The organism is Novosphingobium sp. 18050 (assembly GCF_902706195.1).
Taxonomy (GTDB): Bacteria; Pseudomonadota; Alphaproteobacteria; order Sphingomonadales; family Sphingomonadaceae; genus Novosphingobium.
Window position 1 is genome coordinate 61,290 of sequence record NZ_CACSJO010000009.1, and the last position, 24,490, is coordinate 85,779.

Here is a 24,490-nt window from a genome sequence, read left to right on the forward strand (position 1 = left end):
CAAGCGGTGGCGGGGTCGCGGCGCAACATCAGGCACCGTGCAATCAGGGCCCACGACATCGGGGCCCATGAAATCAGGGCCCATGAAATCAGGGCGGTCAGGCCGTCTGGATATAATCGCGCATTGCGGCGGCTTCGTGCTCGATCATGTCGATCCGCTGTTTCACCAGATCTCCGATGGAAACCAGGCCGATCATCTCGGTGCCGCGCATCACCGGGAGGTGTCGGACGCGGCGGCGGGTCATCAGCGACAGCGCCGCAATCACCGAGGTATCGGGTTCCACCGTCAGCGGTGAGGCGGTCATGATGTGGCCGAGCGGCATGTCGAGAACGCCGGCGCCGATTTCGCTGAGTCGGTAGATCACATCGCGTTCCGAGAAGATGCCGGCGATCTCGCCGTTTTCCATCACCGGAACGGCGCCGATGCGTCGTTCTGCCAGAATTGCCACGGCTTCGCGCACGGTAGTTGCGACGTCGCAGGTAACGACAGTGCCGCGTCCTTCGATAATACGACCAATGGTCATCGTCTTGCTCTCCCTATCTGCAAAGGGCCCCTGCTCTTACCGATCGCCCCGGAGGGAAGAGTATCACAGGCCCGCGCCGCCAGCCATGATTTGCTTGCGGGCGCGGGGCACCGGGGCCAAATGGGACGGCATGACACGGCGCTCCCATCTCGACGATCCGGCCAAGGCGGCCCATGCCTGGGCGCGTTACCGGCGCATCATGGGCTGGATGATGACCATCACGGTCGGCCTTGTCGCAGGCTCTGCGATCCTGCTCTATCGTTCGAACGGGATGGTATCGGTCCACTTCTACATCGCGGCCGCGCTGGGCGTGGGCTTCACGATGCTGCTGGCCTCGGCGCTGATGGGGCTGGTGTTCCTGTCGAGCGGAACCGGCCACGACGAATCGGTCATCGATCCGCTCGAGGATGAAAACGCCGGAAAGTAAGGCGATTCAGTCCGGCTTCGGGTGCAGACGGTATTCCTCGACCGGCTGGCCGCCGATCAAATGCTGCTGGATGATCTTTTCCAGCACGTCTTCGTTGCACGAGTGATACCAGACGCCATCGGGCCAGACGACCGCGACGGGGCCAGCGAAGCAGATGCGCAGGCAGTCGGCCTTGGTGCGGGCCACGCCGCCCCCTTTGCCCGACTTTGGCCCATCGAGGCCCAGTTGTTTCAGGCGCTTCTTCAGGTACTTCCACGCGGCCTGACCCGCTTCGGGTGAGCAGCACTCGCCCTTTTGTGGTTCGGCGCAGATGAAGATGTGGCGCTCGATGCTGTCTCCGCCGGTCTTGGCCAGGGCATGAGCGGCCTTCTCTATTTCGCGGTGCCCTGCGACGTGGGTGCTCATGGCCTCAGTCTCCATTGGTCTATATGGTCCGCGAAAGATGCCGGGAGCGGAACGGGACCGTCCTTGCCGACGATCACCATGACGCTGCGGGCAAAGGCGACCACGCGCTGCTCCTGCATGAGCAGTTGGATGAGGCGGTGGCTGGAGCGGCCGGTATCTTCGACCGCGCTGTGGATCGTTAGCGGATCGGGATAATGCCCCTCCCCCAGGTACTCGATGGCGGTGCTGGCGATCATCGAGGACAGACCGGTCAGCGCGTTGCGGTAGCCGCTGGCACGGTGGAAACGCACGCGGCCATCTTCGAGAAGGCCGGCAATCGCCACGTTGTTGATGTGCAGGTTGATGTCGAGATCGCCGAAGCGCGGCTCGATGGTGCAGGAAAACGGGTAGCGCGCGGGATCGAGCAGCGCGGGATCGGGCTTGGGCATAAGTCCAAACGTAGGGAGCGTGGGGGGCGAGGTCCAGCCCGTCCCGTAATTGACCGCGGCCCCGATCAGCCCTTCTTGCCGACGATCCGCGCGATTTCGGCGGCGACGAGGCGCTCGACCATCGGCGGCAGGTTCTTGTCCAGCCATTCCGCCAGCGCCGGGCGCAGAAGTTCGCGGGTCAGCGCTTCGAGCGAGGTTTCGCCGGAACGGACGATTTGCGGCTGAGCGCCGGGTTCGGACAGCATGGCGAGCGCGGCCAGAGATTCGCGCATGGAATTGCGGGCATCGGGCTGGAGCAGCGGGGATTCTTCAATGTCGCCTGCGGGCAGCTGCGCGGCTTCCTGCAGTTCGAGCACGTCCTCGTCCTCGCTCGTGTAGGGGGCGGAGCCGAGGAGCGCTTCGATCGCATTGTCGCGCAAGGCGCGGGCAGGACGCGGATCTGCATGGGTATCGCGCGCGATGACCTGCTTGATCGACTGGAGGATCTCCTCGACCGAAGGTTCACCGTTTTGCCGCATCTCTAATAGGTCCCCGTTGACGCCCGAATACGCGCCGATTGATTTCAAGTAGACTGGATTTCCTACGAAAACCCGGCGCGCACAAGCCCTTTTGCTGAATCAGGCCTTTTTCCTGAATCCGGCTTTAAGGCTCCTGTGACGTCGGGATTTCGCCGTCCTGCACCGGGGTGCCGGTGGTACGGGTCGAGCGGGCGACCGGGACGGGATCGTTGTCCCAGTCGTTGAACCTGCCGCGCACGCGCCGGTAGTTGAGGTCCGGGTCGTAAAGCGTGCCGCCATCCAGGTTCAGGTCGCGCGCTTCGCCCCGGCCCATCGCTGCCAGCAGCGAGAAACCGGCGACATAGGCGTTGCGCCGGGCCGTCACGAGCTGGACCTGCGCGTTGAGCAGTTCCTGTTCGGCATTGAGGATGTCGAGGATCGTGCGGTTGCCGACCGAGTTCTCCGCCTTCACTCCTTCGAGGCTGAGCGCAGTGGCATCCACCGCCACTTGCGACGAGCGGATCAGGTCGTTCGAGGCGATATAGGAGGTATAGGCCGACCGCACCTGGGCGATGACATCCCGCTCTGTGGCGATTTCCTGCTCCAGCGCGGCAGACGCGGTGGCCGTGGCCTGGCGGCGCTGCGCGGCGGGAAGACCGCCCTGGAAGATCGGGATCGAAAGCTGCGCGCCGGCCTGCGCCGAGGTATCGCTTTGCGATACGCCCGAACTGGGAACGCCGCGTGCCAGTGTGTTGAGGTAATTGTTATAGGCGCCCTGCGCGAACAGCCGGACCGTGGGAAGGCGCCCTGCCCCCGCCACGTCGATGTCCTTGTCCGCCGCCTTGGTGCGTTCGCGCGCGCCGATCAGGTCGGGATTGGAATCGAGGGCGATGGCGGCCGCATCGTCGGCGGTTGCCGGCAGGTTGGGCAGCGGCGGCGGCGCTTCCAGAGCCTGGGGGGGCGCCCCGACGAGGCGAATGTAGGTTTCCCGTGCCCCGGCGAGGTTAGCTTCTGCCGTGCGCAAGTCGCTCTGCGCGACGGCAAGGCGCGACTGCGACTGGGCGACGTCGGTGCGAGTAAGGTTGCCGATCTCGAAACGGTCGCCGGTTGCCTGCAGGTTGGTCTGCAGCACGCTGACGTTCTTGCGGTTCAGACCGACGATCGCTTCGGTGCGGATCACGTCCATGTAAGCCGCGACGACCGAGGAGAACAGCGAGCTTTCGGTGCCGCGCAGGTCGGCCTGGCCAGCTTCGACGCGGATCTTCGCGGCCTTGACGCGGTTCTTCACGGCGCCGCCCGAATAGATCGGTACGCCCAGGTCAGCGCCCGCATTCACGGTCCGCGAAGGTGCGTTGAATGAGTTCTCGCTCTGCTTCAGGAACTCTGTGTAGGTCCCGCTCGCGCTGGCCGACGGCAAGCCGGCAGCGCGCGCGATCGGCACGTTCTCGTCGTTGGCGCGCTGCTGTGCGCGCGCCGATTCGAGCGTGGGATTGGTCTGATATGCAGTGACCAGTGCATCGCGAAGGGTATCGGCGCACACTGGTGAGCCGGCCGTCAGTATCAGACATCCCCCCGCGAGCAGCCCGGCACGCTTTGCGAACCGGGCCATGCTTAGAAGCTCCAGCGTTTGGGCGCTGCAAACTCCGTCAGTACCGGAATGCCCATTTCGGCGAGCGTCAGCAGCGAAACCGCACCGGCAGCCTTGCGACCGGCGGCAAGGCGGGTGACGCCGCGTTCCACCAGGCCGGTGATGACGCGGCCGCCGTCGACGAGGCGGGCGCCGATCGCTTCGGGCAGGACTTCGGCTGCGCCGTCGATGATGACGAGCGAGTACCCGCCGTCACCGGCGTTGACGGCATCGGCCGGAGCAACGGCATCGACCGAACCGGCCAGCGGACGCAGTAGGGCGGCAAGATATCCCTCGCCATCGCCTACCAGCAGGACCTTGTCGGTCTTGGCGGGCTCGGCTTCGGCAAGCATGCGGGCGTGGACCAGCGGGGCGGCCAGGAAGCGGCCCTCGCCCAGCGGGATTGCGCGGTCGATGTAGGCAGCATCGCGCATGGATGCAGGTACGAAGTCCTCACGCGCGATTCCAGCCATGGCTTCGAGCACCCAGGGCTCGTTCACGCCGCTTGTACGCAGCTGGCTGGAAATCATCGCGCGGCGCGCTTCGGAGATGGCGGCGCCGGTCGGTGCCGACCGTTCCTCGGTCAAGGTCATCAGGTGCAGTTCCCTAATTCGATCGCAGGTCCGGCTGGCGCGTGGGGCATCGAAGCCTTGCGAAGACGGCACTAATAGGGCGCTTCTAGGCGAAGCCGTCGGTCAGGCCAAGCCATTTGCGCATACGCCGGTCGATCAGATCAAGCACTTTGACGATAGGCCCATCGCGGCCTATGGCACCGGCAAACCCACGTTATCCGCCATAACCGGAGCGAAAATTCCATGACAGATATGGTAACCATCCGTGAAGACGACCTGATCGATTCCGTCGCCGACGCGTTGCAATACATCAGCTATTACCACCCGATGGACTATATCCGGGCTTTGGGCGACGCCTACGACGCTGAAGTCGGACCGGCCGCAAAGGACGCCATCGCGCAGATTCTGACCAACAGCCGCATGTGCGCGGAAGGGCATCGCCCGATCTGTCAGGACACCGGCATCGTCAACGTCTTCATCGAGTGGGGCCAGAACTGCCGCCTCGAATCCGACAGGTCGCTTCAGGACGTGGTCGATGAAGGCGTGCGCCGCGCTTACAACCACCCGGAGAACAAGCTGCGCGCCTCGGTGCTGGCCGACCCCGCCTTCACCCGCCGCAACACCAAGGACAACACCCCTTGCGTGCTCTCGGTGAACATGGTCCCGGGTTCGAAAATTTCGGTCGACGTCGCGGCCAAGGGTGGCGGCTCGGAGAACAAGTCCAAGTTCAAGATGATGAATCCCAGCGATTCCATCGTTGACTGGGTCATCGAGATGCTGCCCCAGATGGGTGCCGGCTGGTGCCCGCCGGGCATGCTGGGCATCGGCATCGGCGGCACTGCCGAACACTGCGTCAAGCTTGCCAAGCAGAGCCTGATGGAGCCGATCGACATGGCCCAGCTCAAGCAGCGCGGCCCCCAGAACGACATCGAAGCGCTGCGCATCGAGATCTTCGATAAGGTCAACGCACTGGGCATCGGCGCGCAGGGTCTGGGCGGTCTCGCCACCATCCTCGACGTCAAGATCCTCGACTGGCCGTGCCACGCTGCCGGCAAGCCCGTCGCGATGATCCCCAACTGCGCCGCGACCCGCCACGCGCACTTCACCCTCGACGGTTCGGGCCCGAGCTTCCTCGAAACCCCGAAGCTGGACGAGTGGCCGCAGGTTCACTGGGCACCAAGCGCCGAGGCCCGCAAGGTCAATCTCGACACCCTGACCGCCGAAGACGTGCAGAGCTGGAAGCAGGGCGACCGCCTCCTCCTCAACGGCAAGATGCTGACCGGCCGCGACGCCGCGCACAAGCGCATCCAGGACATGCTGGCCAAGGGCGAGGAACTGCCCGTCGATTTCAAGGGCCGTGTGATCTACTACGTCGGCCCGGTCGACCCGGTGCGCGACGAAGCTGTCGGTCCTGCCGGTCCCACTACCGCCACGCGCATGGACAAGTTCATGGACATGATGCTGGGCACCGGCCTGCTCGCCACCATCGGCAAGTCCGAGCGTGGCCCGGCGGCAACCCAGTCGATCGCCGAGCACAAGTCGGCGTACCTGATGGCCGTTGGCGGCGCTGCGTACCTCGTTTCGCGTGCGATCAAGGAAGCCAGGGTCGTGGGCTTCGAAGACCTTGGCATGGAAGCGATCTACGAGTTCACCGTCGAAGATATGCCGGTGACGGTGGCGGTCGATTCCGAGGGTAACAACGTGCACACCCTCGCGCCGCAGCACTGGAAGGCGAAGATCGCCGAAGAGCATCTGCTGGCGAACTGAAAGACACGGTAAAGGGGAAGACCTGGGGCATTGGCTCCAGGTCTTCCCTTACCGATAATGCTGCCTCAAAAGTCCGACGAACGGGCTGGAAAGCCCCTGCACTGCGGCCCCTTCGCCTGCGTGCAGCAAACCCACCTCGCGCACCAGTTCGAAGTCCCGCACCGGCACGAAACGCTCGGGGCCGGCGGCGAAACATTCGGGCATCATCCCGATCCCGGCGCCGCTGCGGACTACGGCCAGCACGCGTTCGTCGCTGGTGGTCTTGAGGACGAAGCGCGGGCGGACGCCGCGTTCCACGAAGAAACGGTTGATCTCCGGCAACGCCTCGCAATGGCGGCGCAGGGCCATGCGGTCGCGCGCGAGTTGTTCGGCCTGGACCTCGCTTTCGCCGGCGAGCGGGTGGTCGGGCGGCAGGACCATCATGTAGCGTTCTCGGGCGAGAACCTCGGGGTGGAAGCGCGCGTGATGCGGGCGGATCACCGTGAGGGCGATGTCTATGCGGCCGCGTTCCAGGCGTTCGGCAATATCGCGTTCGGTGCCGTCAAGGATTTCCAGCGCTTCACCTGAACCCAGCGCGCGGTGGCGGGTGAGCCAGTCTTCGATGAGGCGGGTCGGGATGGTGTTCAGCACGCCGATGCGCAGCAGCGTGGGGTCGGTCACTTCGCCCAGTTCGACCAGCGCGTGTTCGTATTCCGCAGCGATGCGCCTTGCACGGACCAGAAAGCGGCTGCCTGCGGGGGTCAGGGAAACACCCTGACGGTCCCGGTCGAACAGTCGCGCGCCCAGTTCGCGCTCCAGCTTGGCGATGCCGGAGGACAGCGTGGGCTGCGTCACGCTCACCCGCTTGGCGGCGCGACTGAAGCTGCCGGTTTCCGCGACAGCAAGGAAATAGCGCAGGAGGTACTGGTCGATCATAGGCAGTGTCTATGGCAAGACGCGGAAACTTTCAATTTTCGTCCGCGTTGCAGCTGGGCTAGATAGACGCCGCAAATCGATAGGCAGGCCATCGCGCCGCCCGCAATGAAGAGGAAGAGGCATGAGCGCGCCGGTCCTGCAGACCCAGATCAACCTCGACAGCCCCGAGGCGAAGGCGCGTGATGCCCACAACCGCGCGCTCGCAGGAGAGCTTCGCGAACGGGTTGCAACAGCTGCGCTGGGCGGGGACGAGCGTTCGCGCGAAAGGCACCTGTCGCGCGGAAAGCTGCTTCCGCGTGACCGGGTGGAGCGGCTGCTGGATGCAGGTTCCGCCTTTCTGGAAATCGGTCAGCTTGCCGCCAACGGGCTCTACGGCGACGAAGTGCCGGGTGCGGGCCTCATTGCGGGCATTGGGCGGGTTTCGGGCCGCCAGTGCATGATCTTCGCGAACGATGCCACGGTGAAGGGCGGCACGTATTTTCCGTTGACCGTCAAGAAGCACATCCGCGCTCAGGAGATTGCTGCGGCCAACCGCCTGCCCTGTGTCTACCTTGTCGACAGCGGCGGCGCGAACCTGCCCAACCAGGCGGAAGTCTTTCCCGACCGCGATCACTTCGGCCGTTTCTTCTTCAACCAGGCGCAGATGAGCGCGGCCGGAATTCCGCAGATCGCCAGCGTCATGGGCAGTTGCACGGCGGGCGGAGCCTACGTTCCCGCTATGAGCGACGAGAGCGTGATCGTTAAGGAGCAGGGCACGATCTTTCTCGCCGGGCCGCCGCTGGTGCAGGCCGCGACGGGTGAGATCATCAGCGCCGAGGACCTTGGCGGCGGCGACCTTCACAGCCGCAAGTCGGGCGTCACCGACCATCTGGCCGAGGACGACGAACATGCACTTACCATTGTGCGCGACATCGTCAGCCACCTCGGCCCGGCGCATCGCCACCAGTTGGATGTGCGCGAGGCGCGGCCGCCGAAATATGCGGTTGAGGAGCTGTATTCCATAGTGCCCGAGGACGTGCGTGCGCCCTACGACGTCCATGAGGTGATCGCCCGCATCGTCGACGGCAGCGAATTCCATGAGTTCAAGGCGCTCTACGGTTCGACGCTGGTCTGCGGTTTTGCGCATATCCATGGGATTCCGGTGGCGATCCTTGCCAACAACGGGGTGCTGTTTTCCGAGAGTGCGCAGAAGGGGGCGCACTTCATCGAACTGGCCTGCCAACGCGGCATTCCGCTGCTGTTCCTGCAGAACATTTCCGGGTTCATGGTCGGCGGCAAATACGAGGCGGAAGGCATCGCCAAGCACGGCGCCAAGCTCGTCACCGCTGTCGCCACCGCGCAGGTGCCCAAGCTGACGGTGCTGATCGGCGGATCGTTCGGGGCGGGCAACTACGGCATGTGCGGGCGCGCCTACGACCCGCGCTTCCTTTTCACCTGGCCCAACGCGCGCATCTCGGTGATGGGCGGCGAACAGGCGGCAAGCGTGCTGGCAACCGTCCACCGCGACGCCGCCAAGTGGACGGCAGAGGACGCCGAAGCCTTCAAGGCCCCGATCCGCCAGAAGTACGAGGATGAAGGCAACCCCTACTACGCCACTGCCCGCCTGTGGGACGACGGCGTGATCGACCCGGTCCAGACGCGTGACGTGCTGGGGCTGGCGCTGTCGGCCTGTCTTGAGGCGCCGATTGCCGACAGGCCCCAGTTCGGCGTGTTCAGGATGTGATGGAGATGGCCGTGAAAGACCGCCTGTTCGTTCTCGACTTCGACTACGCCGATCCCGATCTCGCGCCTCGCCGGTTCTACTGCAAGGACTGCGTGACGGTGGAAGGGCTGCTGGCGCTGTTCCCCGAACGCGCCGCCAATATCGAAGTTGTGCGCGTCCCCTGGACCCGCCCTCGCGCCGCTGTCGTGGCGGCATTGGGCGAGGACAACCAGACCCTGCCCTCGCTGGCCTTCGCCGAGGGCGGCTTCGCCAACGAAATCGAGGCGCTGCTGGCCGCGCTGCACACCCGCCACGGATTCCCGGAGCGTCACCCATGATCAAGTCCCTGCTCATCGCCAATCGCGGCGAGATCGCCTGCCGCATCATCCGCACCGCGCGCGAACTCGGCATCCGTACCATCGCGGTCTATTCGGACGCAGACGCGCAGGCCTTGCACTTGCGGCAGGCCGACGAGGCGGTCCACATCGGCCCCTCGCCCACGCGCGAGAGCTATCTGGTGGGCGAAAAGATTCTCGCCGCCGCGAAGCAGACGGGGGCCGAGGCCATTCACCCCGGCTATGGCTTCCTTTCCGAGAACGCGGAATTCGCGCAGGCCGTGATCGATGCGGGGATCGTCTGGGTCGGGCCGAACCCCTCCTCGATCACCGCAATGGGCCTCAAGGACGCCGCCAAGACGCTGATGGCCGCGGCCGGCGTGCCGGTAACGCCCGGCTACATGGGCGCGGAGCAGGCCCCCGATTTCCTCGCCGCAGAGGCCGGCAAGATCGGTTATCCAGTGCTTATCAAGGCGGTTGCCGGCGGCGGCGGCAAGGGCATGCGGCTGGTCGAGGACCCGGCCGATTTCGCCGACGCGCTCGCCTCGTGCAAGCGCGAAGCTGCCGCCTCGTTCGGCAACGACCACGTGCTGATCGAGAAGTACATCGCCTCCCCCCGCCATATCGAAGTGCAGGTGTTCGGCGACAGGCACGGCAATGTCGTCCACCTGTTCGAGCGCGACTGCTCGCTGCAGCGCCGCCACCAGAAGGTCATCGAGGAAGCCCCTGCCCCCGGCATGGACACGGCGACGCGCGCGGCGCTTTGCGGCGCGGCGGTGCGTGCAGCAAAAGCCGTGGATTATGTGGGCGCGGGCACCATCGAGTTCATTGCCGATGGCTCCGGCGCGCTGAGTGCGGATCGCATCTGGTTCATGGAAATGAACACCCGTCTGCAGGTGGAGCACCCGGTAACCGAGGCGATTACCGGCGTCGATCTGGTCGAATGGCAACTGCGTGTTGCCAGCGGCGAACCGCTCCCCTTGGCGCAGGATGACCTGACGATCGACGGCTGGGCGATGGAAGCGCGCCTTTATGCAGAGGACCCCACCAAGGGCTTCCTGCCCAGCATCGGCCGCCTCGAACTCCTCCAGTTCGGAGAGGCCGAGGGCGGCCGCATCGACACCGGGGTTTACGAAGGCGCGGAAGTATCCCCCTTCTACGACCCGATGATCGCCAAGGTCATCGCCTGGGGTGAGGACCGCGACGAAGCCCGCGAACGCCTTGGCGAGATGCTGGACGATACCGCCGTATGGCCGGTCAGGACGAATGCCTCGTTCCTCGTGAAGGCGCTGCAGCATCCCGACTTTGCAGCGGGCAATGTAGATACCGGCCTTATCGGGCGTGACGGCGAGGCTCTTGCCGAGCCGCCCGTGCCTTCCGCCGTATCGTTGCGCATTGCTGCGCAGTCGCTGGTTCCGGCTACACCGGCGCCGGGCCTGCGCCTGAATGCCACGCCGGTGCGCACGGCATGGTTCCTGCTGGACGGCGAGAAGATCGAGATCGAGATCGACGCAGAAGGCAGCGATGAGCCGATGCCGGGCGTACTCGTCACCGAACAGGGGCAGGCCTGGCTGCTATCACCGTGGCGGCGTGATGGTGCGCACGGGGCGGCCGCCGGATCTGGCTCGATCATCGCACCGATGCCGGGCAAGGTCATTGCCGTCGAAGTGACGGAAGGTCAGGCGGTGACCAAGGGCCAGAAGCTGCTCACGCTGGAAGCCATGAAGATGGAGCACACGCTGACCGCTCCGTTTGATGGCACCGTGGCCGAACTAAGCGTCGCTGCAGGCCAGCAGGTGCAGGTGGACGCCTTGCTGGCGAGGATCGAGGAAGCCGCAATAGACTGACGATGGCCAGTTTTACGGTGTCCCCGGTTCTGCTTGGCTATGCTGGAGGTTCGGGGGTAGCGTCGCGCCGTCGCCGGATGGTCCCGGTCGATATCTGGAATGGAGGTTATTCGATGCGGATTTCCAGCCTTCTCGCTTTCGCGGTTTCCGTCGCCGCCTTGGGCTCCGGCCCGGTGGCTCAGGCGCAGCAACAGACCATGCACCACCCGCAACCGCAGCCTTCGAACAGGCCGCCGTTAAAGCCGCAGCCCCAGCCCGCACAGTGGCGCCTGCTTGCCTTCAAGACCGTCGGCGCAGGCACCGACCGCGACACGATCAATGTGGCGCGTAAGGAGCGTTATCGGAGCATCCAGCTCTGCGCCTACAACGCGCCGATCCACCTGATGGACTTCAGCGTGCGCTTCGATAGCGGCCAGCGGCAGGACGTGCGCGTGCGCAGCCGCATCGCCGCCGGAAGCTGCACCCGCGCGGTCCAGCTGGCGGGCAACGCCGCTCGCCGGGTGACCCGCATCGATCTGACGTATCAACGAATGCAGCGCGGCATGAAAGTCCCGGTCATTCGGGTCATGGCGCGGTGATATTTCGCTCCCCGCCGATGCTGTGGCGCGGCGGGGACACCACCAGGGAGGAATGAACAGACGTGCCCGGACGCTTTTTCGACGAATGGCAGGTAGGGGACCGTATCACCCACCAGCCCAGCCGTACCGTCACCGAAACCGACAACCTGTTGTTTTCGGCGATGACGCACAACATGCAGCCGCTGCACCTTGATGCAGAAACCGCCAAGGCAAGCGAGTTTGGGCAGATTCTGGTCAATTCGACCTTCACGTTCAGCCTTGCGGTTGGTCTGTCGATCGCAGATACGACGGTCGGCACGCTGGTTGCCAACCTCGGCTTCGACAAGGTGGTGACTCCCAAGCCGACCTTCATTGGCGATACCGTCACCTGCTCGAGCGAAGTGGTGGAGATGCGCGAAAGCAAGTCGCGGCCGGGGCAAGGGATCGTGGTTTTCAAACATGAACTGACCAATCAGCGCGGGGAAATTGCCCTGTCGATGCTGCGCACTGTGCTGCTGAAGAAGAACGCCGGATAGAATAATGGCGGGGGCAGCTGTGAATGCTCCACGTGGAACACTCTCTCGCCCCTCGCCCTCGACGAACCGCTGACGGCCACCGATCGGCGAACTGGCGCGCCCTGCCCCTTTCGCGCTATTTGCGAATATAATGGCGCCTGACCTTTCCAACCCTCGTGTTCCCGCGCGGCTCGTCCTGCTTTCGCTTGCCGCGCTATGGGCCTGTTATTTCATAGTCGCGACCTTACGCGGCGCGGTCATGGGGTTCGACCTCGCCTGGCCGATCATCTCGCGCAGGCTGACGATCTGTATCGTCTCGATGCTGGTGATGGCGGCGGTATGGCCGCTGCTGCAGCTGCTCGACCGCAAGTCGGGCGGGATGCGCTTTGGGATCGTGTTGGTGGGCGCCTTGCCGCTGTCGCTGGCGTTGAGCGTCATCAACGACGTCATCTTCGCCGACATCGACATGCCCGCCGCTTACGGCGACGAGGAGGACGCGGCGGCGATCAAATCGGGCAACGTGCGCATCTCGCGCGACGAGGCCGGCAATATCCTGGTCGACCTGCCCAAGATCGAACCGCCTGCCCCGCCGGCTCCGCCACAGCCCGGCGAGACAGCGACGGAGGGCGCTCCCCCCGCTCCTGCTTCTCACAGCGAGACTACGAACAGTTCGGGCATCACCATCAACACCGGCGAGGCCTTGGGCCAGGGGCTGGGGCGCTGGGCGGCCATCACCGACACCGCGTTTGGCCGCTACTTTTTGGTTCTGGCCTGGGTCGCGCTCTATTTCGCACTCGCCAAAGCAGAGGAAGCGCGCGGGGCGGAGCGGCGCGAGGGTGAATATCGACGTGCGGCGGAGGCGGCGGAACTGCGATCCCTGCGTTATCAGGTCAATCCGCACTTCCTGTTCAACACGCTCAATTCGCTGTCGGCGCTGGTCATGACCGGGCGGCAGGACGACGCGGAAGAGATGATCCAGACGCTTTCGACCTTCTATCGACGTACTTTGTCCGGCGACACGACCAACGACATTTCGCTGGAGGACGAGATCGAACTGCAGCGCCTTTACTTCGCGATCGAGGCGATTCGCTTCCCAAATCGATTGCTGGCGAACATCGATGTTGACGACGCCGTTCTCAATGCGAAAGTTCCAGGCATGATTTTGCAGCCTCTCGTCGAAAATTCCGTCAAATATGCCGTTGCGGCTACGCAGCGGCCGGTCACCATATCCATCGAGGCGCGCCGCGAAGGCGGGCAGCTGGTGATCGCCGTTCACGACGATGGCCCGGGCGAACCGCTTGCCAACAAGGCGCAGGGCTGTGGCATCGGCCTTGCCAACGTGCGCGACCGTCTGCGGGCCCGCTATGGGGAGAGCGCTACCATCGTGAACGGCAAGCAGGGGAACGGCGGCTACGCCACGATCCTGCGGCTTCCCCTGCAGAACAGCCCGCTGGAGCCGGGCCTCGTGGAGAACTGGCGTGGCTGAGACTGACGGCATGTCCCCTGCCCCGCCGCTGCGCACGCTCATCGTCGATGACGAGCCGCTGGCGGTGGAGCGCATGCAGGTGATCTGTTCGCGGATCGAGGGAATCACGGTGATCGGCACTGCCAGCGACGGCCAGGCCGCGCTGCGGCTGATCGAGGCGCTGAACCCGGATCTCGTCCTGCTCGACCTGACGATGCCTGAAACCGATGGGTTGGCGGTGGCGCGGCGTTTGGGCGGGCAGGCCAATGCGCCAGCTGTGATCTTTGTCACCGCGCACGACGAATTCGCAGTCGAGGCATTCGACCTCGATGCCGTGGACTATGTGCTCAAGCCTGTGGCGCCGGACCGGCTACAGCGCGCCGTCGCGCGCGTAGTGACGCGGCGCGGTGAACGCGCGCAGCCGCCGGCAAGCCGCTGGCTGGACGAATTCTGGGTGCCGTACCGCTCCGAACTGGTACGCGTGGCAGCAGCCGAGGTACACCGCATCGACGCCGAGCGCGATTACGTCCGGCTCCATGTCGCAGGTCAGAATACGGGGGGCCAAGCTGCAGGAGGCCAGAATGCCGGAGGGCAGAGTTATCTGCTGCTCCAGACCATCACCAGTCTGGAGGAACGGCTCGATCCCGAGCTGTTCATCCGCATTCACCGCAGCTGCATCCTGCAGCGCAGTCACGTCTCGGGCCTTCGCCACGAAGGACTTGGCGTCTGGTCGGCGGAAACGGCGGATGGCGAAGCGCTGCGGATCGGGCGCACATACCTTCCGGCCGTGAAGAAGATGGCAGGCCGTTAGCGCCTGGCTTCTGCCAGAAAAGAAATGGTGGGCACTAGGGTCCGCCCTCCCCGCCGGAAAAGAAATGGCGGGCCACTAGGGCCCGCCAGGCGTTTTCCGGGTCTTTTCTTCTTATGGGACCTGGGTGAAAGGGACTGGCTCTGCGCCGGGATCAGCCGCCGAGGCGGGTGTCCTCCGATGCGGTGTCGATCACGGCGGCGACGCGCTCGCGAACCTGTGAGAGGGCCTGCTTGTAGCACTCGCGGTCGACGTTGCCTTGAATGTGGGTGCCGGTGGTGGGGCGCTCGGCGCGGCATACACTGCGCGCGGCCTTCTCGATGCGGCTCTGCAGCTGCTGCTGGCCGTCGCTGGTCGCCAGGTCGAGGTCCTTGAAGGTTACCTCGGTGGACTTGGCGAAGGCGGCCGGAGCAGAGAACAGGCCGACGGTGCAAAGGGCGGCGACGATAATGGCGTTGGTCTTGATCATGGTGTTTTCCTCCTCAAAGTGAGCCTTGGGGAAGAAACTCTCCGTCCGGCTCGATGAGTGTGATGTGCACCAGGTCCTGCCCCCGATCACGCGAGGGTCGACTGCCCGCCATGCCGGGTCGACGAAGGCATGGGCTGCTTGACCAACGACATCTGTAGTCGACGAACGACTTGCAACAAGTATGCACCGCCGCCGGCGCCGGGCTTTGCGATTCGTACGCTGCGAGATAGAGTGGCGTTCGATGCTGCCGCTTATGTTCGTATTCTGCTTCGGGGTTCTCAACTTCGCCGCACACAAGGCGGTGATAGACAGCGGCCGTCCGATGCTGGCGCAGGTCCCGTGGCTCTTCCAGACGTTGGGCGGAAGGCTCAGCCTGGTGGTCGAATTCGTGATGCTGGTAGGGGCGATGATAATGGCCGCGCACGGCTCGAACGGCTGGGCCTGGACTTATGCCTTTTACACGGGGCTCAACAGCGTTTCCGCCTGGCTGATCTTCAGCGGGCGCCTTTGACGGGAACCGCCGACGCTTCGAGGACTTTTGCGGGCATGGAACAAGCAAGCAGCAATACGGCGCCGAAGGTCTGGCTGGTGTGCAACCCCGCCAGCGGCAGCAATGACGAAGCGACAGTAGAGGCATTGGCCGACGCTATTGCCGATGCCGGGCTCGATCTGGCCAGAATCGTCCGTTTCCCTGACGATTCGGCGCCAACGCCTGCCGATCTCGATGCGGCCGGCGTGGACATCCTCGCTGTTTTCGGAGGGGACGGGACGACGCACTCCATCGTCGCTGCCGCCTCTGGCTGGCGCGGCGCGGTCCTCGTTTTGCCCGGCGGCACAATGAATCTCCTTGCCAAGCGCATGCACGGAGAGGCCCCTGCCCCGGATATCGTAGCAAGGCTCACCGGTAAAAAGCTGCGCACGCAGCGCCCCAACGTCATTCGCTCGCGCCACGGCATCGGCCTGACCGGCGCGCTTGCCGGACCCGGGACGGTCTGGAACGAAGTGCGCGAAGCGATGCGCAGCGCCAACGTCCTCGACTTCGTCGCCACCGCGCGCGAGGCGATCGCCCACTCGGCTACCGGCCCCCGCGTGGTCTGTGCCGAGGTCGACTGCGGGCGCGAGGACGGCTATGCGGCGATCACGGTGGTCCCGCGTGAAGACGGCCTCAAGGCAAACGGGTACTATGCCGAATCGCTGGCCGACTATGCGGGGCAGGGAATCGCCCTGCTCAACCGGGACTTTCGAAACGGCCCGCACGATGAACTGGGCCGCCACGAACGGCTGCGGCTGGTCAGCCCCACAGGCGAACCGATGGGCCTGCTGATCGACGGAGAGCCGTTCGACGGCGCGGCCGAGGAAATTTTCGAACTGGGCCCTTGCGAGGTCGACCTGGTGACGACGAAGGAGTTAGACGGATAATGCACGGAAAGTCCGCCTTGATGCACAGCGGCCCGCTGCGGCTGTTCCATCTGAGCGACATCCACTTCGGGTTGGAAGATACCCGCGCGATCGCCTGGGCAAAGGAGTGCATCGAACGCGAAAAGCCGCATGCAGTCGCTATTACCGGCGATCTGACAATGCGCGCCCGGCACCCCGAATTCCGCGCCGCCTGCGAATGGATCACCGCGCTCGACGTGCCTATCACGGTCGAAGTCGGCAATCACGACATCCCCTATTTCAACCTCTATGAGCGCTTTTTTGCGCCCTACAAGCGGTTCAAGGCAATTGAACGTATGGTGGAAAGCCAGCTCGATCTGCCCAACCTGGCGATCGTTCCGCTTCGCACCACCACTCGCGCGCAGTGGCAGCGCTTCCCATGGTCAAACGGCTGGGTAACGCAGGAAGCGCTGTCCCAGACACTGGCGGCGATCGACGAACTGCCGGAAGGCACGCGCATCCTGATTTCGTGCCACCACCCGCTGACCGAACGGCGCGAACGGGACAACAAGCTGCTGACGATCAATGGCACGCGCACGATGGAAGCGCTGGCCGGCCGGGGCGTCATGGGCGTACTTTCCGGCCACATCCACGATCCTTTCGACCTTACCGCGGCAACGCCGGCAGGCCCGCTGCGGATGATCGGGGCCGGCACGCTGTCGATGCGCATTCGCTCGACACCGCCCAGTTTCAACGAGATCGTGATCGACGGGGACCAGATCCGCGTCACCGCACGAAACCTCGAACAGGTGGCGACGCGCGACATGCAGATTGACGAAGTGCCCGAGAACGCCCTGCCGCCGAGGACTCCCGAGGAGCCGGTTTCGCCGGTGGGGACAGTGCCTCCGGTCGATCCGCCGGTGCATTGAGGGTGAGGTAATACCTGGGGTCATCGCCCCTGACCCCTTATATGCCAAGGCCGCGCTGGAGGCCTGATAAGCGCGCCTATTGTGCGCCGTTCCGGGGGCTGGGACGATGGCTTCCGCTCTTCCCTGTCACACACAGCAAAAGGCCGCACTGTCTTTCGACAGCGCGGCCTCCGCTCTCCTCCCGAGAGAGAACTCAGTAGTCGTGGTCGATATCGCCGATCCCGTGCATCCGGCTGCGCAGCGTGGCAGGCTTGCGGATCAGGGTGACATTGCCCGCGCCGTTGATTTCGACGTCGACGGTACCGGTGGCGCCGATGGTCACGTCGCCAACGCCGTTGATGCGGATGGTGGCGTCACGGCCCTGAACCTTGCCAAGGTCGACGTTGCCTGCGCCTGAGGAATTGACGAAAATGCGGTTCACCTTGCCCGAGGCTTCGAGGTCGATCGCGCCGCGTGAATTGAGGTGCAGTTCTTCCTGGTCGAGGCCGTTGAGCGTCACGTCACCGGGGGCATCGAGGTCCAGACCGGCGATTTCGGGTGCAGTAATGCGCACCTTGACGCCGTGGTGGATGGACTTCGATCCGGTGACCGAAAGGTGGCCGCCCTGCCAGACCAGACGGTCTACGACATCAGCGGGGCCTTCCACGGTCATTTCCGCCTTTTCGCCGCGGGTGAAGACCAGCTCCACGGGGATTTCCATGGCGATCTGGCTACCGGACTGGATGGCGAAGCTGCGGGTTTTGTGCGGGCTATTGCGGTCATGGTCTTCATCGTCGAAGTTCATGTACCAGCCGTGGCCGTTGTTGAATTCCTGGCGCAGCTTGTCTCCGCCGACGATCCAGGCCGCGCTGAATGCGACGATCGACAGGATCACGCCGCTGGCGAATACGATGAGCAGTTTCCTGAGCATCTTGAGGTCCTCCTTCTTTCGTCTTCAGGCTTCGGAATGGATGGCGGGTTCGATGACACGGTAGTGCAGGCGGCCGAACCACATCAGGGCGTTGACGATCCAGATGCTGACCAGCGTTAGCAGTGCAGCCGCTGCGACCGATGCGCTCATGGTGCCCAGCCCTGCCAGAATGGCGACCAGCGCCCCGCCCGGAAAACCGCTGAACGGTCCTGCGATAAGCATGAACCCGCCGCCGATGAAGCAGGCGACCACGGCCACGAACAGGCCGAACATAACGCCCAGCATGGGCAGCACGATGGGCAGCAGGATCAGGATGTCGATCGTCGCCAGACCCATGAACGCAAGAATCGCGCTCCAGGCGGAAGAGGGTGTGCGCTCTGTCTTCCAGTTGCGCATGCCCGCCTCGAAGCGCAGTTCGCGCGCCAGCCGGCTCGGATTGCCGAGGGCGGAGGCGACCTCTTCTTCGCTGCGACCCTCTGCAAGGCCGGCTTCGAAGTGCTCTTCGTAGTCGGCGACGATCTCGTCGACCACGTCCTGCGGCACGCCCTTGAGGCCCGCCTTCAGGCGCTTGATGAATTCGTTACGCTTCATGGCTGGATTCCCCTTCCTGCAACGGCGCCTGAGGATCGGTGGTGGTGGCGGTGCCGGTGGTGCCACCAGTCGTGTCTGCGGCCTGGATCAGGCCGTCGACGGCAGCGGTGAAGCCGCGCCATTCGGTGACCTGATCGGCCAGGCGTGAACGCCCGGTTTCGGTAATGCGGTAATACTTGCGCGACGGACCCGAGGGCGATTCCTCAAGGTAAGTCGCGACAAGCCCTTCGGACTGCATACGGCGCATGAGCGGGTAGATCGTCCCTTCACCCATATCGACCGCGTCTGCCATACGGCTGGCGATCTCATAGGCATAGCTGTCACCCCGTGACAGCAGGGCGAGCACGCAAAGGCCGAGCACCCCTTTCTTCAACTGGATTTCGATTTCGGACATCGAATCATCTCCTCGATGACCAAGTTTATATCGACAGCTACTGTGCTATGCAAGATACCTTGTTTAAGAAAGTACAGTGCGCGGCAAGATACCTTGCTATGACGAGGTATCTTGCGGTGTGCAGGGAAGAAAGTGGCGGAAAAGTGGGAGGAAGGGGAAGGTCTTGGTTCATCTCGTGCGGTCTCAACATTCTGGCGGGGGGGCAATGGCTCCAGGTCTTCCCCTTCCTCCCCTCGCCCTCTCTCGCTAGGCTAAGGCAATGACCACCCCCTACCACCCGCCGGTGAAACGCTCGGTCGAGATCGCCGGGCACAAGACTTCCATCAGCCTTGAGCCGATATTCTGGACATGGCTGAGGCAGGTCGCGGCGCAGGAGAGCATGCCGATTAACGCGCTGGTTGCGCGCATCGATGCAGAGCGGTTGGAAGCAGAGACGCCGCCGGGGCTGGCGAGTGCGATCCGCGTGTGGCTGGCGACCTCGGGTCTGCGCTCAGGCTCAGGCCGCGTGGCGGACGTCTAGCGGCCCGCGCAGGATCTGGTCGAGGCTGACGGGCCCCCAGCCGGTCTGGTCCGCTGAAACGCAGACGAACCCTTCGCGCTCCCATGCCTGCCCCGGCCCCTGACCGTGGAGGACGAGGCAGTCCATTTCAGCCGCGGCCGACGGATCGCTGAGAAGAGCCACTTCGCCGTATTCCGTATCGAGGCGGCGGAAGTCGCAAACGCTGGCGTAACGGCGGGTGGCAAGACAGTTCCATGGCTGGGGATCCTGAGCGCCGCGCACCAGGTGCTTGGTTCCGGGCAGGCCTGCAAGGTGAACGGGGTTTCCGACATTGCCGAGAATCCAGACGGTATCGGTGGGGGCTACCCGGGCGCGCCACGTCTCGCAGATGCGCCGGGTTCTCTCTGCGCTGTCGGCGAATCCATGCGGATAGGCGTGGCGTGCATTGTCGCCGTTGAAATGCAGGTCCGCGACAAAATGGATAGCCATCGCTCAACTCCAGGGACGAGAACCGGCCCTCCCGCCGTTCCCGGAATACTTTCAACGGCTTGGCAGCAAGATTCGTTCCCGCGTTCGGCACTCATAGCGTGCGTTCGCGACGATTTTGCGACCAATGGTGCAGCGGATATGAAAAGGGCGGAAGAAGCGTTGCTCCTTCCGCCCGCATGGGATCTTTCGAGGTTCAGTAAGTCGAAGGCGGATCGCTGGCCGGGAAGCTCTCGTCGATCGCTTCGTCGGTCTTGGTCCATTCCTTGGGCGGGGAGGTCATGTGATCCGGCCCGGAATCGCGCACGTTGGCGCGCTCGCCGCCGGCGAAGACCGCCTCCAGCTTTTCCTTGTTCACGTACTTGTAGAGAGCATAGCCAACGGCACCAGCCGCAGCCAACTTGATCAGGCCCATAACGGTTCTCCTCTCGATATCTCGAAAGAAGAACGCGCCATGTCTGCGGAAGGTTTCAGTCCCCGCCGACCCGTTCGATCTGCGCGCCGACCAGTGCCAGCTTTTCCTCAAGCCGCTCGTAGCCGCGATCGAGGTGGTAGAGGCGGTGGACCTGGGTCTGCCCTTCTGCTGCGAGTCCGGCGATGACGAGGCTCATCGAGGCGCGCAGGTCGGTCGCCATGACGTCGGCGCCGGTCAGCTTGTCGACGCCGTGGACGATGGCGGTGCGGCCCTTGGTTTCGATGCGCGCGCCCATGCGGTTGAGTTCGGGAACGTGCATGTAGCGGTTCTCGAAGATCGTCTCGGTCAGCACGCTGGAGCCTTCGGCGCGGCACAGCAGCGCCATGAGCTGGGCCTGCATGTCGGTGGCGAAACCGGGGTACGGCGCGGTGGAAAGGGTGACGGGCTTCAGCTTGCCTTCGGCGGCGACGTAGATGCCGTCCGCCTTGGGTTCGACGTGGACGCCGGCATCGCGCAGGGCCTGCACGGTGGCTTCCATGTCCTCGATCCGGGCGCCCTTGAGCAGGACTTCGCCGCCGGTGATTGCAGCGGCGCAGGCGTAGGAGCCGGCCTCGATACGGTCGGGCATTACCATGTAGGTCGCGCCGTGCAGGCGGGGGACGCCGTGGATGGTGATGTCGGAAGTGCCGATGCCTTCGATCTGTGCGCCCATGGCGACCAGCAGGTTGCACAAATCGACGATTTCCGGCTCGCGCGCGGCGTTGTGCAGGGTGGACTTGCCGTTGCACAGCACGGCGGTCATCAGCGCGTTCTCGGTCGCGCCGACGGAGACGACGGGGAACGAGTAGCGTCCGCCCGGCAGGCCGCCGTCGGGAGCGATGGCGCGCACGTAGCCCGCTGCCATTTCGATCGTCGCGCCCAGCGCCTCGATCACCTTGAGGTGCAGGTCGATCGGGCGGTTGCCGATGGCGCAGCCGCCGGGCAGCGACACGGTCGCCTCGCCCATGCGGGCCAGCATCGGACCCAGAACCAGGATCGAGGCGCGCATCTTGCGCACCAGATCGTAAGGGGCGACAGAACTGGTGATGCGCGTTGCCTGCAGGGTCATCACCCGGCCGAAATCTTCGGGGCGGCTGCCGGCGATCGCGGTGGAAATACCGAACTGGTTCATCAGGTGCTGGAAACCGTCGATGTCCGCCAGACGCGGCAGATTGCGCAGCGTCAGCGGCTCTTCGGTAAGCAACGCGCAGGGCAGCAGCGTCAGTGCTGCGTTCTTGGCGCCGGAAACGGGGATGGTGCCGGAAAGGCGCTTGCCGCCCTCGATGATGATCTTGTCCATGGCCCCGCTTTAGCGCGAATCGCAGCAGGGGCAACGGGACCCCCATCAAAAGAACGACGGATTAAAGTCGGAACAAGATTAACGCCCTTTGGTTGCGCTACGGCGGTTTAGCCGCTTTAACCGCATTGCAACATGAGCGAGGCAAGATCCGGTTCCATGAGTGACAACACCTTCCGCAAGCCGGTCCGAAAGGCCGTCTTCCCCGTCGCCGGTCTAGGTACCCGTTTTCTTCCCGCCACCAAGGCGATCCCGAAGGAATTGCTGCCCGTCGTCGACCGTCCGCTGATCCAGTATGCAGTGGACGAAGCGCGCGAGGCGGGGATCGAGGAATTCGTCTTCGTGACCGGCCGCGGCAAGACCGCGATCGTCGAGCATTTCGATACCGCCTACGAACTCGAAGCGACGATGACCGCGCGCGGCAAGTCGCTCGAACCGCTGGAGCCGACGCGCATCCAGCCGGGCAACCTCGTCACTGTGCGCCAGCAGGTGCCGCTGGGTCTCGGCCATGCCGTGTGGTGTGCCCGCGCCGTCATCGGTGACGAGCCTTTCGCGATCTTCCTGCCGGACGAACTGATGTACGGCTCGCCCGGCTGCATGAAACAGATGGTCGAGGCCTATAACGAAGTGGGCGGCAACCTCGTCTCGGTGCTGGAAGTGCCGATGGAGGAGGTTTCCAGCTACGGCGTGATCGCGCCCGGCGCCGTTAATGGCGCGCTGACCGAGGTCAAGGGCCTGGTCGAGAAGCCCAAGGTGGCGGATGCGCCTTCGAACAAGATCGTGTCGGGCCGTTATATCCTTCAGCCGGAGGTGATGGGTCTGCTGGAAACGCAGGGCAAGGGCGCGGGCGGCGAGATTCAGCTGACCGATTCGATGGCCAAGCTGATCGGCCAGCAGCCGTTCCATGCCGTGACTTTCGCCGGCCGCCGGTTCGACTGCGGTTCCAAGCTGGGCTTCGTCGAGGCGACCTTGGCCATCGCGCTCGACCGTCCCGACCTGGGCGACGATGTGCGCGCCATGATGACGAAGATGCTGGGCTGATTTCAGCCTGACCTCGCGTTCGAAAAGAGCGCGCTGCCTTTCGGGGCGGCGCGCTCTTTTGGTTTTTGGGGCGGGTGCGGTGTGCGGGCTTCGACAGGCTCAGCCTGAGCGGAGGTATGTAATGCGAGGGATTATACCCCGCGCCCTCGCTTTCGATTTAACCCAACGTCCGCTCATGCTGAGCCTGTCGAAGCACCGGCGCGGTGCTTGCCAGATTGTCAGACGATCTTCGCCAGCAGTTCCTTGGCGCGGTCGCAGTCGCGGCCCATCTGTTCGATCAGTGCGTCAAGAGAATCGAACTTCGCCTCGGGCCGCAGGAAGTGGTGAAACGCCACCTCGATCTCCTGCCCGTAAAGGTCGCCCGCGAAATCGAAGAAGTGCGGCTCCAGCAGTTCCTTGGGCGGATCGAAGGTGGGGCGGATGCCGATGTTCGCTGCGCCCGTCACCACGCGGCCGTCGGGCATTCGGCCGGTCACCGCGTAAATGCCGTAAAGCGGGCGCAGATAGGTCGCCATGTCGATGTTGGCGGTGGGAAACCCGATGGTGCGGCCCAGCTTGTCGCCGTGCTGCACGCGGCCCCGGATCGAGAACGGCCGGGTCAGCAGGCGCGCTGCCGTCTCGCAGTCGCCGCGGCTCAGGGCATCGCGTATACGGCTGGAGGAGATTGTCCCCTCCCCGTCGCTGACCGGGCCGACAGTGCGGCCTTCCAGTCCGTGCCGGGCGCCGATTTCGCTGAGGACCTGCGGGTTGCCGCCGCGCGCCTTGCCGAAGGTGAAATCGTTGCCGGTGACGACGCCGGCCGCGCCCATTTGGCGCACCAGCATTTCCTCGACCCAGCCCGATGCGGGCATCGCCGCCATGGCCGTGTCGAAGTGCAGCACCAACATGGCATCTGCGCCGGCGGCGGCGAACAGTTCCTGCCGCTGGTCCAGCGTGGTCAGGCGGAAGGGCTGCGCATCGGGCTTGAAGTGGCGCACGGGATGGGGATCGAAAGTCGCGACGATGGCCGGACGGCCCTCCGCCCTGGCCCAGCGGATCGCTTCGCCCACGACGGCCTGATGGCCCTGATGGAACCCGTCGAAGTTGCCCAGCGCCAGCACGGCGCCGCGCAGCGAATCGGGGACAGGCAGGCGGTTGTCGAGACGAATCATCTGTACCGGGCCTATAAGTCGCGCACGAGCGTCACGAAAGCGTGCGCTGGAAATGCGCCGTCAGCCGAATGCTCCTCGCGCGCGGTTTCGCGCCATTCGGGGCCGGGCTGGGGCATGTGCGTATCGCCTTCGTAAGTGCCGTGGATTTCGGTCAGCTCGATTCGGTCGGCGTGGCTGGCGAACAGCGCGTAGATCTCGGCGCCGCCGATCACTGCCGCGTCGCCGCCGGCCAGTGCGAGGGCTTCGTCCACCGAATGCGCGGTTTCGGCGCCGGGCGCGCTCCAGCCGGCGTTGCGGGTGAGGACGATGTGGCGGCGGCCGGGCAGCGGCGCGGGGAAGCTGTCGAAAGTCTTGCGGCCCATGATCATCGGCTTGCCGGTGGTCATTGCCTTGAACCGCCGGAGGTCGGCAGGCAGCCGCCATGGTAGCGTGCCATCGCGGCCGATCACGCCGTTCGCCGCGCGGGCGTAGATGAGGAAGATGCCCTGCATCGCGCGGCCCT

The 24,490-nt window shown here is 64.6% G+C and carries 30 protein-coding genes; 14 read left to right on the forward strand and 16 right to left on the reverse strand.

What is annotated here, in order from left to right; all coding sequences use genetic code 11:
- Window positions 1–97: 97 nt before the first annotated feature.
- Window positions 98–523 (reverse strand): CBS domain-containing protein, encoded by a 426-nt coding sequence (locus tag GVL61_RS10985; protein WP_159979877.1) that lies wholly within the window; start codon window positions 521–523, stop codon window positions 98–100.
- 130 nt (window positions 524–653) lie between these two features.
- On the opposite strand from GVL61_RS10985, the gene GVL61_RS10990 reads away from it, so the two are divergent.
- Window positions 654–950, forward strand: a complete 297-nt coding sequence (locus GVL61_RS10990) for a hypothetical protein (protein ID WP_159979879.1) — start codon at window positions 654–656, stop codon at window positions 948–950.
- A 6-nt stretch (window positions 951–956) separates the two neighbouring features.
- Here the strand turns inward: GVL61_RS10990 and GVL61_RS10995 are convergent, their stop codons facing one another.
- The 5 genes from GVL61_RS10995 to GVL61_RS11015 form a co-directional block, all read right to left on the reverse strand.
- Window positions 957–1,355 (reverse strand): ferredoxin, encoded by a 399-nt coding sequence (locus GVL61_RS10995; RefSeq protein WP_159979881.1) that lies wholly within the window; start codon window positions 1,353–1,355, stop codon window positions 957–959.
- Window positions 1,352–1,783, reverse strand: coding sequence for a thioesterase family protein (locus tag GVL61_RS11000; protein WP_159979883.1), 432 nt, complete (start codon window positions 1,781–1,783; stop codon window positions 1,352–1,354). The genes GVL61_RS10995 and GVL61_RS11000 overlap by 4 nt, the downstream gene beginning before the upstream one ends.
- Window positions 1,784–1,848: 65 nt before the next feature.
- The gene (locus tag GVL61_RS11005) at window positions 1,849–2,301 is read right to left on the reverse strand and encodes a DUF2497 domain-containing protein (RefSeq protein WP_159979885.1); all 453 of its coding nucleotides are present in this window, start codon (window positions 2,299–2,301) and stop codon (window positions 1,849–1,851) included.
- A gap of 124 nt (window positions 2,302–2,425) precedes the next feature.
- A complete protein-coding gene (locus GVL61_RS11010; RefSeq protein ID WP_159979887.1) occupies window positions 2,426–3,889 on the reverse strand; it encodes a TolC family outer membrane protein in 1,464 nt (487 codons plus the stop codon).
- A 2-nt stretch (window positions 3,890–3,891) separates the two neighbouring features.
- On the reverse strand, window positions 3,892–4,500 hold the full coding sequence (locus GVL61_RS11015; protein ID WP_159979889.1) for a protein-L-isoaspartate O-methyltransferase: 609 nt from the start codon (window positions 4,498–4,500) through the stop codon (window positions 3,892–3,894).
- 222 nt (window positions 4,501–4,722) lie between these two features.
- On the opposite strand from GVL61_RS11015, the gene GVL61_RS11020 reads away from it, so the two are divergent.
- On the forward strand, window positions 4,723–6,246 hold the full coding sequence (locus GVL61_RS11020) for a fumarate hydratase (RefSeq protein WP_159979891.1): 1,524 nt from the start codon (window positions 4,723–4,725) through the stop codon (window positions 6,244–6,246).
- Window positions 6,247–6,294: 48 nt separating this feature from the next.
- Here GVL61_RS11020 and GVL61_RS11025 read toward each other — a convergent pair whose 3' ends face one another.
- Window positions 6,295–7,161 carry a LysR family transcriptional regulator gene (locus GVL61_RS11025; protein WP_159979893.1) on the reverse strand — a complete coding sequence of 289 codons (867 nt, stop codon included), beginning with the start codon at window positions 7,159–7,161 and terminating at the stop codon, window positions 6,295–6,297.
- Window positions 7,162–7,282: 121 nt separating this feature from the next.
- Here GVL61_RS11025 and GVL61_RS11030 point away from each other — a divergent pair, with 121 nt between their 5' ends.
- The 7 genes from GVL61_RS11030 to GVL61_RS11060 all read left to right on the forward strand — a co-directional run bounded on the left by GVL61_RS11030 (window position 7,283) and on the right by GVL61_RS11060 (window position 14,393).
- Window positions 7,283–8,884: a carboxyl transferase domain-containing protein gene (locus GVL61_RS11030; RefSeq protein ID WP_159979895.1), complete on the forward strand. Its 1,602-nt coding sequence runs from the start codon at window positions 7,283–7,285 to the stop codon at window positions 8,882–8,884.
- A gap of 5 nt (window positions 8,885–8,889) precedes the next feature.
- Window positions 8,890–9,201: a DUF3088 family protein gene (locus tag GVL61_RS11035; protein WP_159979897.1), complete on the forward strand. Its 312-nt coding sequence runs from the start codon at window positions 8,890–8,892 to the stop codon at window positions 9,199–9,201.
- Complete coding sequence (locus GVL61_RS11040; RefSeq protein ID WP_159979899.1) at window positions 9,198–11,045, forward strand: acetyl/propionyl/methylcrotonyl-CoA carboxylase subunit alpha; 1,848 nt, start codon at window positions 9,198–9,200, stop codon at window positions 11,043–11,045. Before GVL61_RS11035 ends, GVL61_RS11040 begins: the two co-directional genes overlap by 4 nt.
- A 113-nt stretch (window positions 11,046–11,158) precedes the next feature.
- Window positions 11,159–11,623 (forward strand): hypothetical protein, encoded by a 465-nt coding sequence (locus GVL61_RS11045; RefSeq protein ID WP_159979901.1) that lies wholly within the window; start codon window positions 11,159–11,161, stop codon window positions 11,621–11,623.
- 62 nt (window positions 11,624–11,685) lie between these two features.
- Window positions 11,686–12,138 (forward strand): MaoC family dehydratase, encoded by a 453-nt coding sequence (locus GVL61_RS11050; protein WP_159979903.1) that lies wholly within the window; start codon window positions 11,686–11,688, stop codon window positions 12,136–12,138.
- A gap of 130 nt (window positions 12,139–12,268) precedes the next feature.
- On the forward strand, window positions 12,269–13,603 hold the full coding sequence (locus GVL61_RS11055) for a sensor histidine kinase (RefSeq protein WP_159979905.1): 1,335 nt from the start codon (window positions 12,269–12,271) through the stop codon (window positions 13,601–13,603).
- Window positions 13,604–13,613: 10 nt separating this feature from the next.
- Window positions 13,614–14,393, forward strand: a complete 780-nt coding sequence (locus GVL61_RS11060) for a LytTR family DNA-binding domain-containing protein (RefSeq protein WP_159980088.1) — start codon at window positions 13,614–13,616, stop codon at window positions 14,391–14,393.
- A gap of 151 nt (window positions 14,394–14,544) precedes the next feature.
- Here the strand turns inward: GVL61_RS11060 and GVL61_RS11065 are convergent, their stop codons facing one another.
- Complete coding sequence (locus tag GVL61_RS11065; protein WP_159979907.1) at window positions 14,545–14,859, reverse strand: UrcA family protein; 315 nt, start codon at window positions 14,857–14,859, stop codon at window positions 14,545–14,547.
- A gap of 241 nt (window positions 14,860–15,100) precedes the next feature.
- Between GVL61_RS11065 and GVL61_RS11070 the strand changes: the two genes are divergently transcribed.
- Genes GVL61_RS11070 through GVL61_RS11080 form a run of 3 tightly spaced genes read left to right on the forward strand, consistent with a single transcriptional unit; the run spans window position 15,101 to window position 17,165 of the window.
- Window positions 15,101–15,370 (forward strand): hypothetical protein, encoded by a 270-nt coding sequence (locus GVL61_RS11070; protein ID WP_159979909.1) that lies wholly within the window; start codon window positions 15,101–15,103, stop codon window positions 15,368–15,370.
- Window positions 15,371–15,405: 35 nt separating this feature from the next.
- The gene (locus tag GVL61_RS11075) at window positions 15,406–16,278 is read left to right on the forward strand and encodes a diacylglycerol kinase family protein (RefSeq protein ID WP_159979911.1); all 873 of its coding nucleotides are present in this window, start codon (window positions 15,406–15,408) and stop codon (window positions 16,276–16,278) included.
- Window positions 16,278–17,165, forward strand: a complete 888-nt coding sequence (locus GVL61_RS11080) for a metallophosphoesterase (RefSeq protein ID WP_235037638.1) — start codon at window positions 16,278–16,280, stop codon at window positions 17,163–17,165. Before GVL61_RS11075 ends, GVL61_RS11080 begins: the two co-directional genes overlap by 1 nt.
- Window positions 17,166–17,358: 193 nt before the next feature.
- On the opposite strand, the gene GVL61_RS11085 is transcribed toward GVL61_RS11080, so the two are convergent.
- Genes GVL61_RS11085 through GVL61_RS11095 form a run of 3 tightly spaced genes read right to left on the reverse strand, consistent with a single transcriptional unit; the run spans window position 17,359 to window position 19,060 of the window.
- On the reverse strand, window positions 17,359–18,075 hold the full coding sequence (locus GVL61_RS11085; RefSeq protein WP_159979913.1) for a DUF2807 domain-containing protein: 717 nt from the start codon (window positions 18,073–18,075) through the stop codon (window positions 17,359–17,361).
- A gap of 24 nt (window positions 18,076–18,099) precedes the next feature.
- Window positions 18,100–18,666: a DUF1700 domain-containing protein gene (locus GVL61_RS11090; RefSeq protein ID WP_159979915.1), complete on the reverse strand. Its 567-nt coding sequence runs from the start codon at window positions 18,664–18,666 to the stop codon at window positions 18,100–18,102.
- Window positions 18,656–19,060, reverse strand: a complete 405-nt coding sequence (locus GVL61_RS11095) for a PadR family transcriptional regulator (RefSeq protein WP_159979917.1) — start codon at window positions 19,058–19,060, stop codon at window positions 18,656–18,658. Before GVL61_RS11095 ends, GVL61_RS11090 begins: the two co-directional genes overlap by 11 nt.
- 259 nt (window positions 19,061–19,319) lie before the next feature.
- On the opposite strand from GVL61_RS11095, the gene GVL61_RS11100 reads away from it, so the two are divergent.
- Window positions 19,320–19,580 (forward strand): ribbon-helix-helix domain-containing protein, encoded by a 261-nt coding sequence (locus tag GVL61_RS11100; RefSeq protein WP_159979919.1) that lies wholly within the window; start codon window positions 19,320–19,322, stop codon window positions 19,578–19,580.
- Here GVL61_RS11100 and GVL61_RS11105 read toward each other — a convergent pair.
- From GVL61_RS11105 to murA, 3 genes are all read right to left on the reverse strand, one after another.
- On the reverse strand, window positions 19,557–20,048 hold the full coding sequence (locus GVL61_RS11105; protein WP_159979921.1) for a phosphoesterase: 492 nt from the start codon (window positions 20,046–20,048) through the stop codon (window positions 19,557–19,559). The genes GVL61_RS11100 and GVL61_RS11105 overlap by 24 nt on opposite strands.
- A 193-nt stretch (window positions 20,049–20,241) precedes the next feature.
- Window positions 20,242–20,460, reverse strand: a complete 219-nt coding sequence (locus GVL61_RS11110) for a hypothetical protein (RefSeq protein WP_159979923.1) — start codon at window positions 20,458–20,460, stop codon at window positions 20,242–20,244.
- 55 nt (window positions 20,461–20,515) lie between these two features.
- Window positions 20,516–21,799, reverse strand: coding sequence for a UDP-N-acetylglucosamine 1-carboxyvinyltransferase (gene murA / locus GVL61_RS11115; RefSeq protein ID WP_059152830.1), 1,284 nt, complete (start codon window positions 21,797–21,799; stop codon window positions 20,516–20,518).
- Window positions 21,800–21,955: 156 nt separating this feature from the next.
- Here murA and GVL61_RS11120 point away from each other — a divergent pair, with 156 nt between their 5' ends.
- Entirely contained in the window at window positions 21,956–22,837 is an 882-nt protein-coding gene (locus GVL61_RS11120) for a UTP--glucose-1-phosphate uridylyltransferase (protein WP_159979925.1), read from the forward strand.
- A 218-nt stretch (window positions 22,838–23,055) separates the two neighbouring features.
- On the opposite strand, the gene GVL61_RS11125 is transcribed toward GVL61_RS11120, so the two are convergent.
- Both GVL61_RS11125 and GVL61_RS11130 read right to left on the reverse strand, forming a co-directional pair.
- The gene (locus GVL61_RS11125) at window positions 23,056–23,988 is read right to left on the reverse strand and encodes a bifunctional riboflavin kinase/FAD synthetase (RefSeq protein WP_200844750.1); all 933 of its coding nucleotides are present in this window, start codon (window positions 23,986–23,988) and stop codon (window positions 23,056–23,058) included.
- Between the two features lie 11 nt (window positions 23,989–23,999).
- Window positions 24,000–24,479 (reverse strand): dihydrofolate reductase, encoded by a 480-nt coding sequence (locus tag GVL61_RS11130; RefSeq protein ID WP_159979927.1) that lies wholly within the window; start codon window positions 24,477–24,479, stop codon window positions 24,000–24,002.
- Window positions 24,480–24,490 lie beyond the last annotated feature (11 nt).

Bases quoted from the DNA above. Each gene is read 5' to 3' on its own strand.
- GVL61_RS10985 (WP_159979877.1), bottom strand. From the start codon at position 523: ATGACCATTGGTCGTATTATCGAAGGACGCGGCACTGTCGTTACCTGC.
- GVL61_RS10990 (WP_159979879.1), top strand. From the start codon at position 654: ATGACACGGCGCTCCCATCTCGACGATCCGGCCAAGGCGGCCCATGCC.
- GVL61_RS10995 (WP_159979881.1), bottom strand. From the start codon at position 1,355: ATGAGCACCCACGTCGCAGGGCACCGCGAAATAGAGAAGGCCGCTCAT.
- GVL61_RS11000 (WP_159979883.1), bottom strand. From the start codon at position 1,783: ATGCCCAAGCCCGATCCCGCGCTGCTCGATCCCGCGCGCTACCCGTTT.
- GVL61_RS11005 (WP_159979885.1), bottom strand. From the start codon at position 2,301: ATGCGGCAAAACGGTGAACCTTCGGTCGAGGAGATCCTCCAGTCGATC.
- GVL61_RS11010 (WP_159979887.1), bottom strand. From the start codon at position 3,889: ATGGCCCGGTTCGCAAAGCGTGCCGGGCTGCTCGCGGGGGGATGTCTG.
- GVL61_RS11015 (WP_159979889.1), bottom strand. From the start codon at position 4,500: ATGACCTTGACCGAGGAACGGTCGGCACCGACCGGCGCCGCCATCTCC.
- GVL61_RS11020 (WP_159979891.1), top strand. From the start codon at position 4,723: ATGACAGATATGGTAACCATCCGTGAAGACGACCTGATCGATTCCGTC.
- GVL61_RS11025 (WP_159979893.1), bottom strand. From the start codon at position 7,161: ATGATCGACCAGTACCTCCTGCGCTATTTCCTTGCTGTCGCGGAAACC.
- GVL61_RS11030 (WP_159979895.1), top strand. From the start codon at position 7,283: ATGAGCGCGCCGGTCCTGCAGACCCAGATCAACCTCGACAGCCCCGAG.
- GVL61_RS11035 (WP_159979897.1), top strand. From the start codon at position 8,890: ATGGCCGTGAAAGACCGCCTGTTCGTTCTCGACTTCGACTACGCCGAT.
- GVL61_RS11040 (WP_159979899.1), top strand. From the start codon at position 9,198: ATGATCAAGTCCCTGCTCATCGCCAATCGCGGCGAGATCGCCTGCCGC.
- GVL61_RS11045 (WP_159979901.1), top strand. From the start codon at position 11,159: ATGCGGATTTCCAGCCTTCTCGCTTTCGCGGTTTCCGTCGCCGCCTTG.
- GVL61_RS11055 (WP_159979905.1), top strand. From the start codon at position 12,269: ATGGCGCCTGACCTTTCCAACCCTCGTGTTCCCGCGCGGCTCGTCCTG.
- GVL61_RS11060 (WP_159980088.1), top strand. From the start codon at position 13,614: ATGTCCCCTGCCCCGCCGCTGCGCACGCTCATCGTCGATGACGAGCCG.
- GVL61_RS11065 (WP_159979907.1), bottom strand. From the start codon at position 14,859: ATGATCAAGACCAACGCCATTATCGTCGCCGCCCTTTGCACCGTCGGC.
- GVL61_RS11070 (WP_159979909.1), top strand. From the start codon at position 15,101: ATGCTGCCGCTTATGTTCGTATTCTGCTTCGGGGTTCTCAACTTCGCC.
- GVL61_RS11075 (WP_159979911.1), top strand. From the start codon at position 15,406: ATGGAACAAGCAAGCAGCAATACGGCGCCGAAGGTCTGGCTGGTGTGC.
- GVL61_RS11080 (WP_235037638.1), top strand. From the start codon at position 16,278: ATGCACGGAAAGTCCGCCTTGATGCACAGCGGCCCGCTGCGGCTGTTC.
- GVL61_RS11085 (WP_159979913.1), bottom strand. From the start codon at position 18,075: ATGCTCAGGAAACTGCTCATCGTATTCGCCAGCGGCGTGATCCTGTCG.
- GVL61_RS11090 (WP_159979915.1), bottom strand. From the start codon at position 18,666: ATGAAGCGTAACGAATTCATCAAGCGCCTGAAGGCGGGCCTCAAGGGC.
- GVL61_RS11095 (WP_159979917.1), bottom strand. From the start codon at position 19,060: ATGTCCGAAATCGAAATCCAGTTGAAGAAAGGGGTGCTCGGCCTTTGC.
- GVL61_RS11100 (WP_159979919.1), top strand. From the start codon at position 19,320: ATGACCACCCCCTACCACCCGCCGGTGAAACGCTCGGTCGAGATCGCC.
- GVL61_RS11105 (WP_159979921.1), bottom strand. From the start codon at position 20,048: ATGGCTATCCATTTTGTCGCGGACCTGCATTTCAACGGCGACAATGCA.
- GVL61_RS11110 (WP_159979923.1), bottom strand. From the start codon at position 20,460: ATGGGCCTGATCAAGTTGGCTGCGGCTGGTGCCGTTGGCTATGCTCTC.
- murA (WP_059152830.1), bottom strand. From the start codon at position 21,799: ATGGACAAGATCATCATCGAGGGCGGCAAGCGCCTTTCCGGCACCATC.
- GVL61_RS11120 (WP_159979925.1), top strand. From the start codon at position 21,956: ATGAGTGACAACACCTTCCGCAAGCCGGTCCGAAAGGCCGTCTTCCCC.
- GVL61_RS11125 (WP_200844750.1), bottom strand. From the start codon at position 23,988: ATGATTCGTCTCGACAACCGCCTGCCTGTCCCCGATTCGCTGCGCGGC.
- GVL61_RS11130 (WP_159979927.1), bottom strand. From the start codon at position 24,479: ATGCAGGGCATCTTCCTCATCTACGCCCGCGCGGCGAACGGCGTGATC.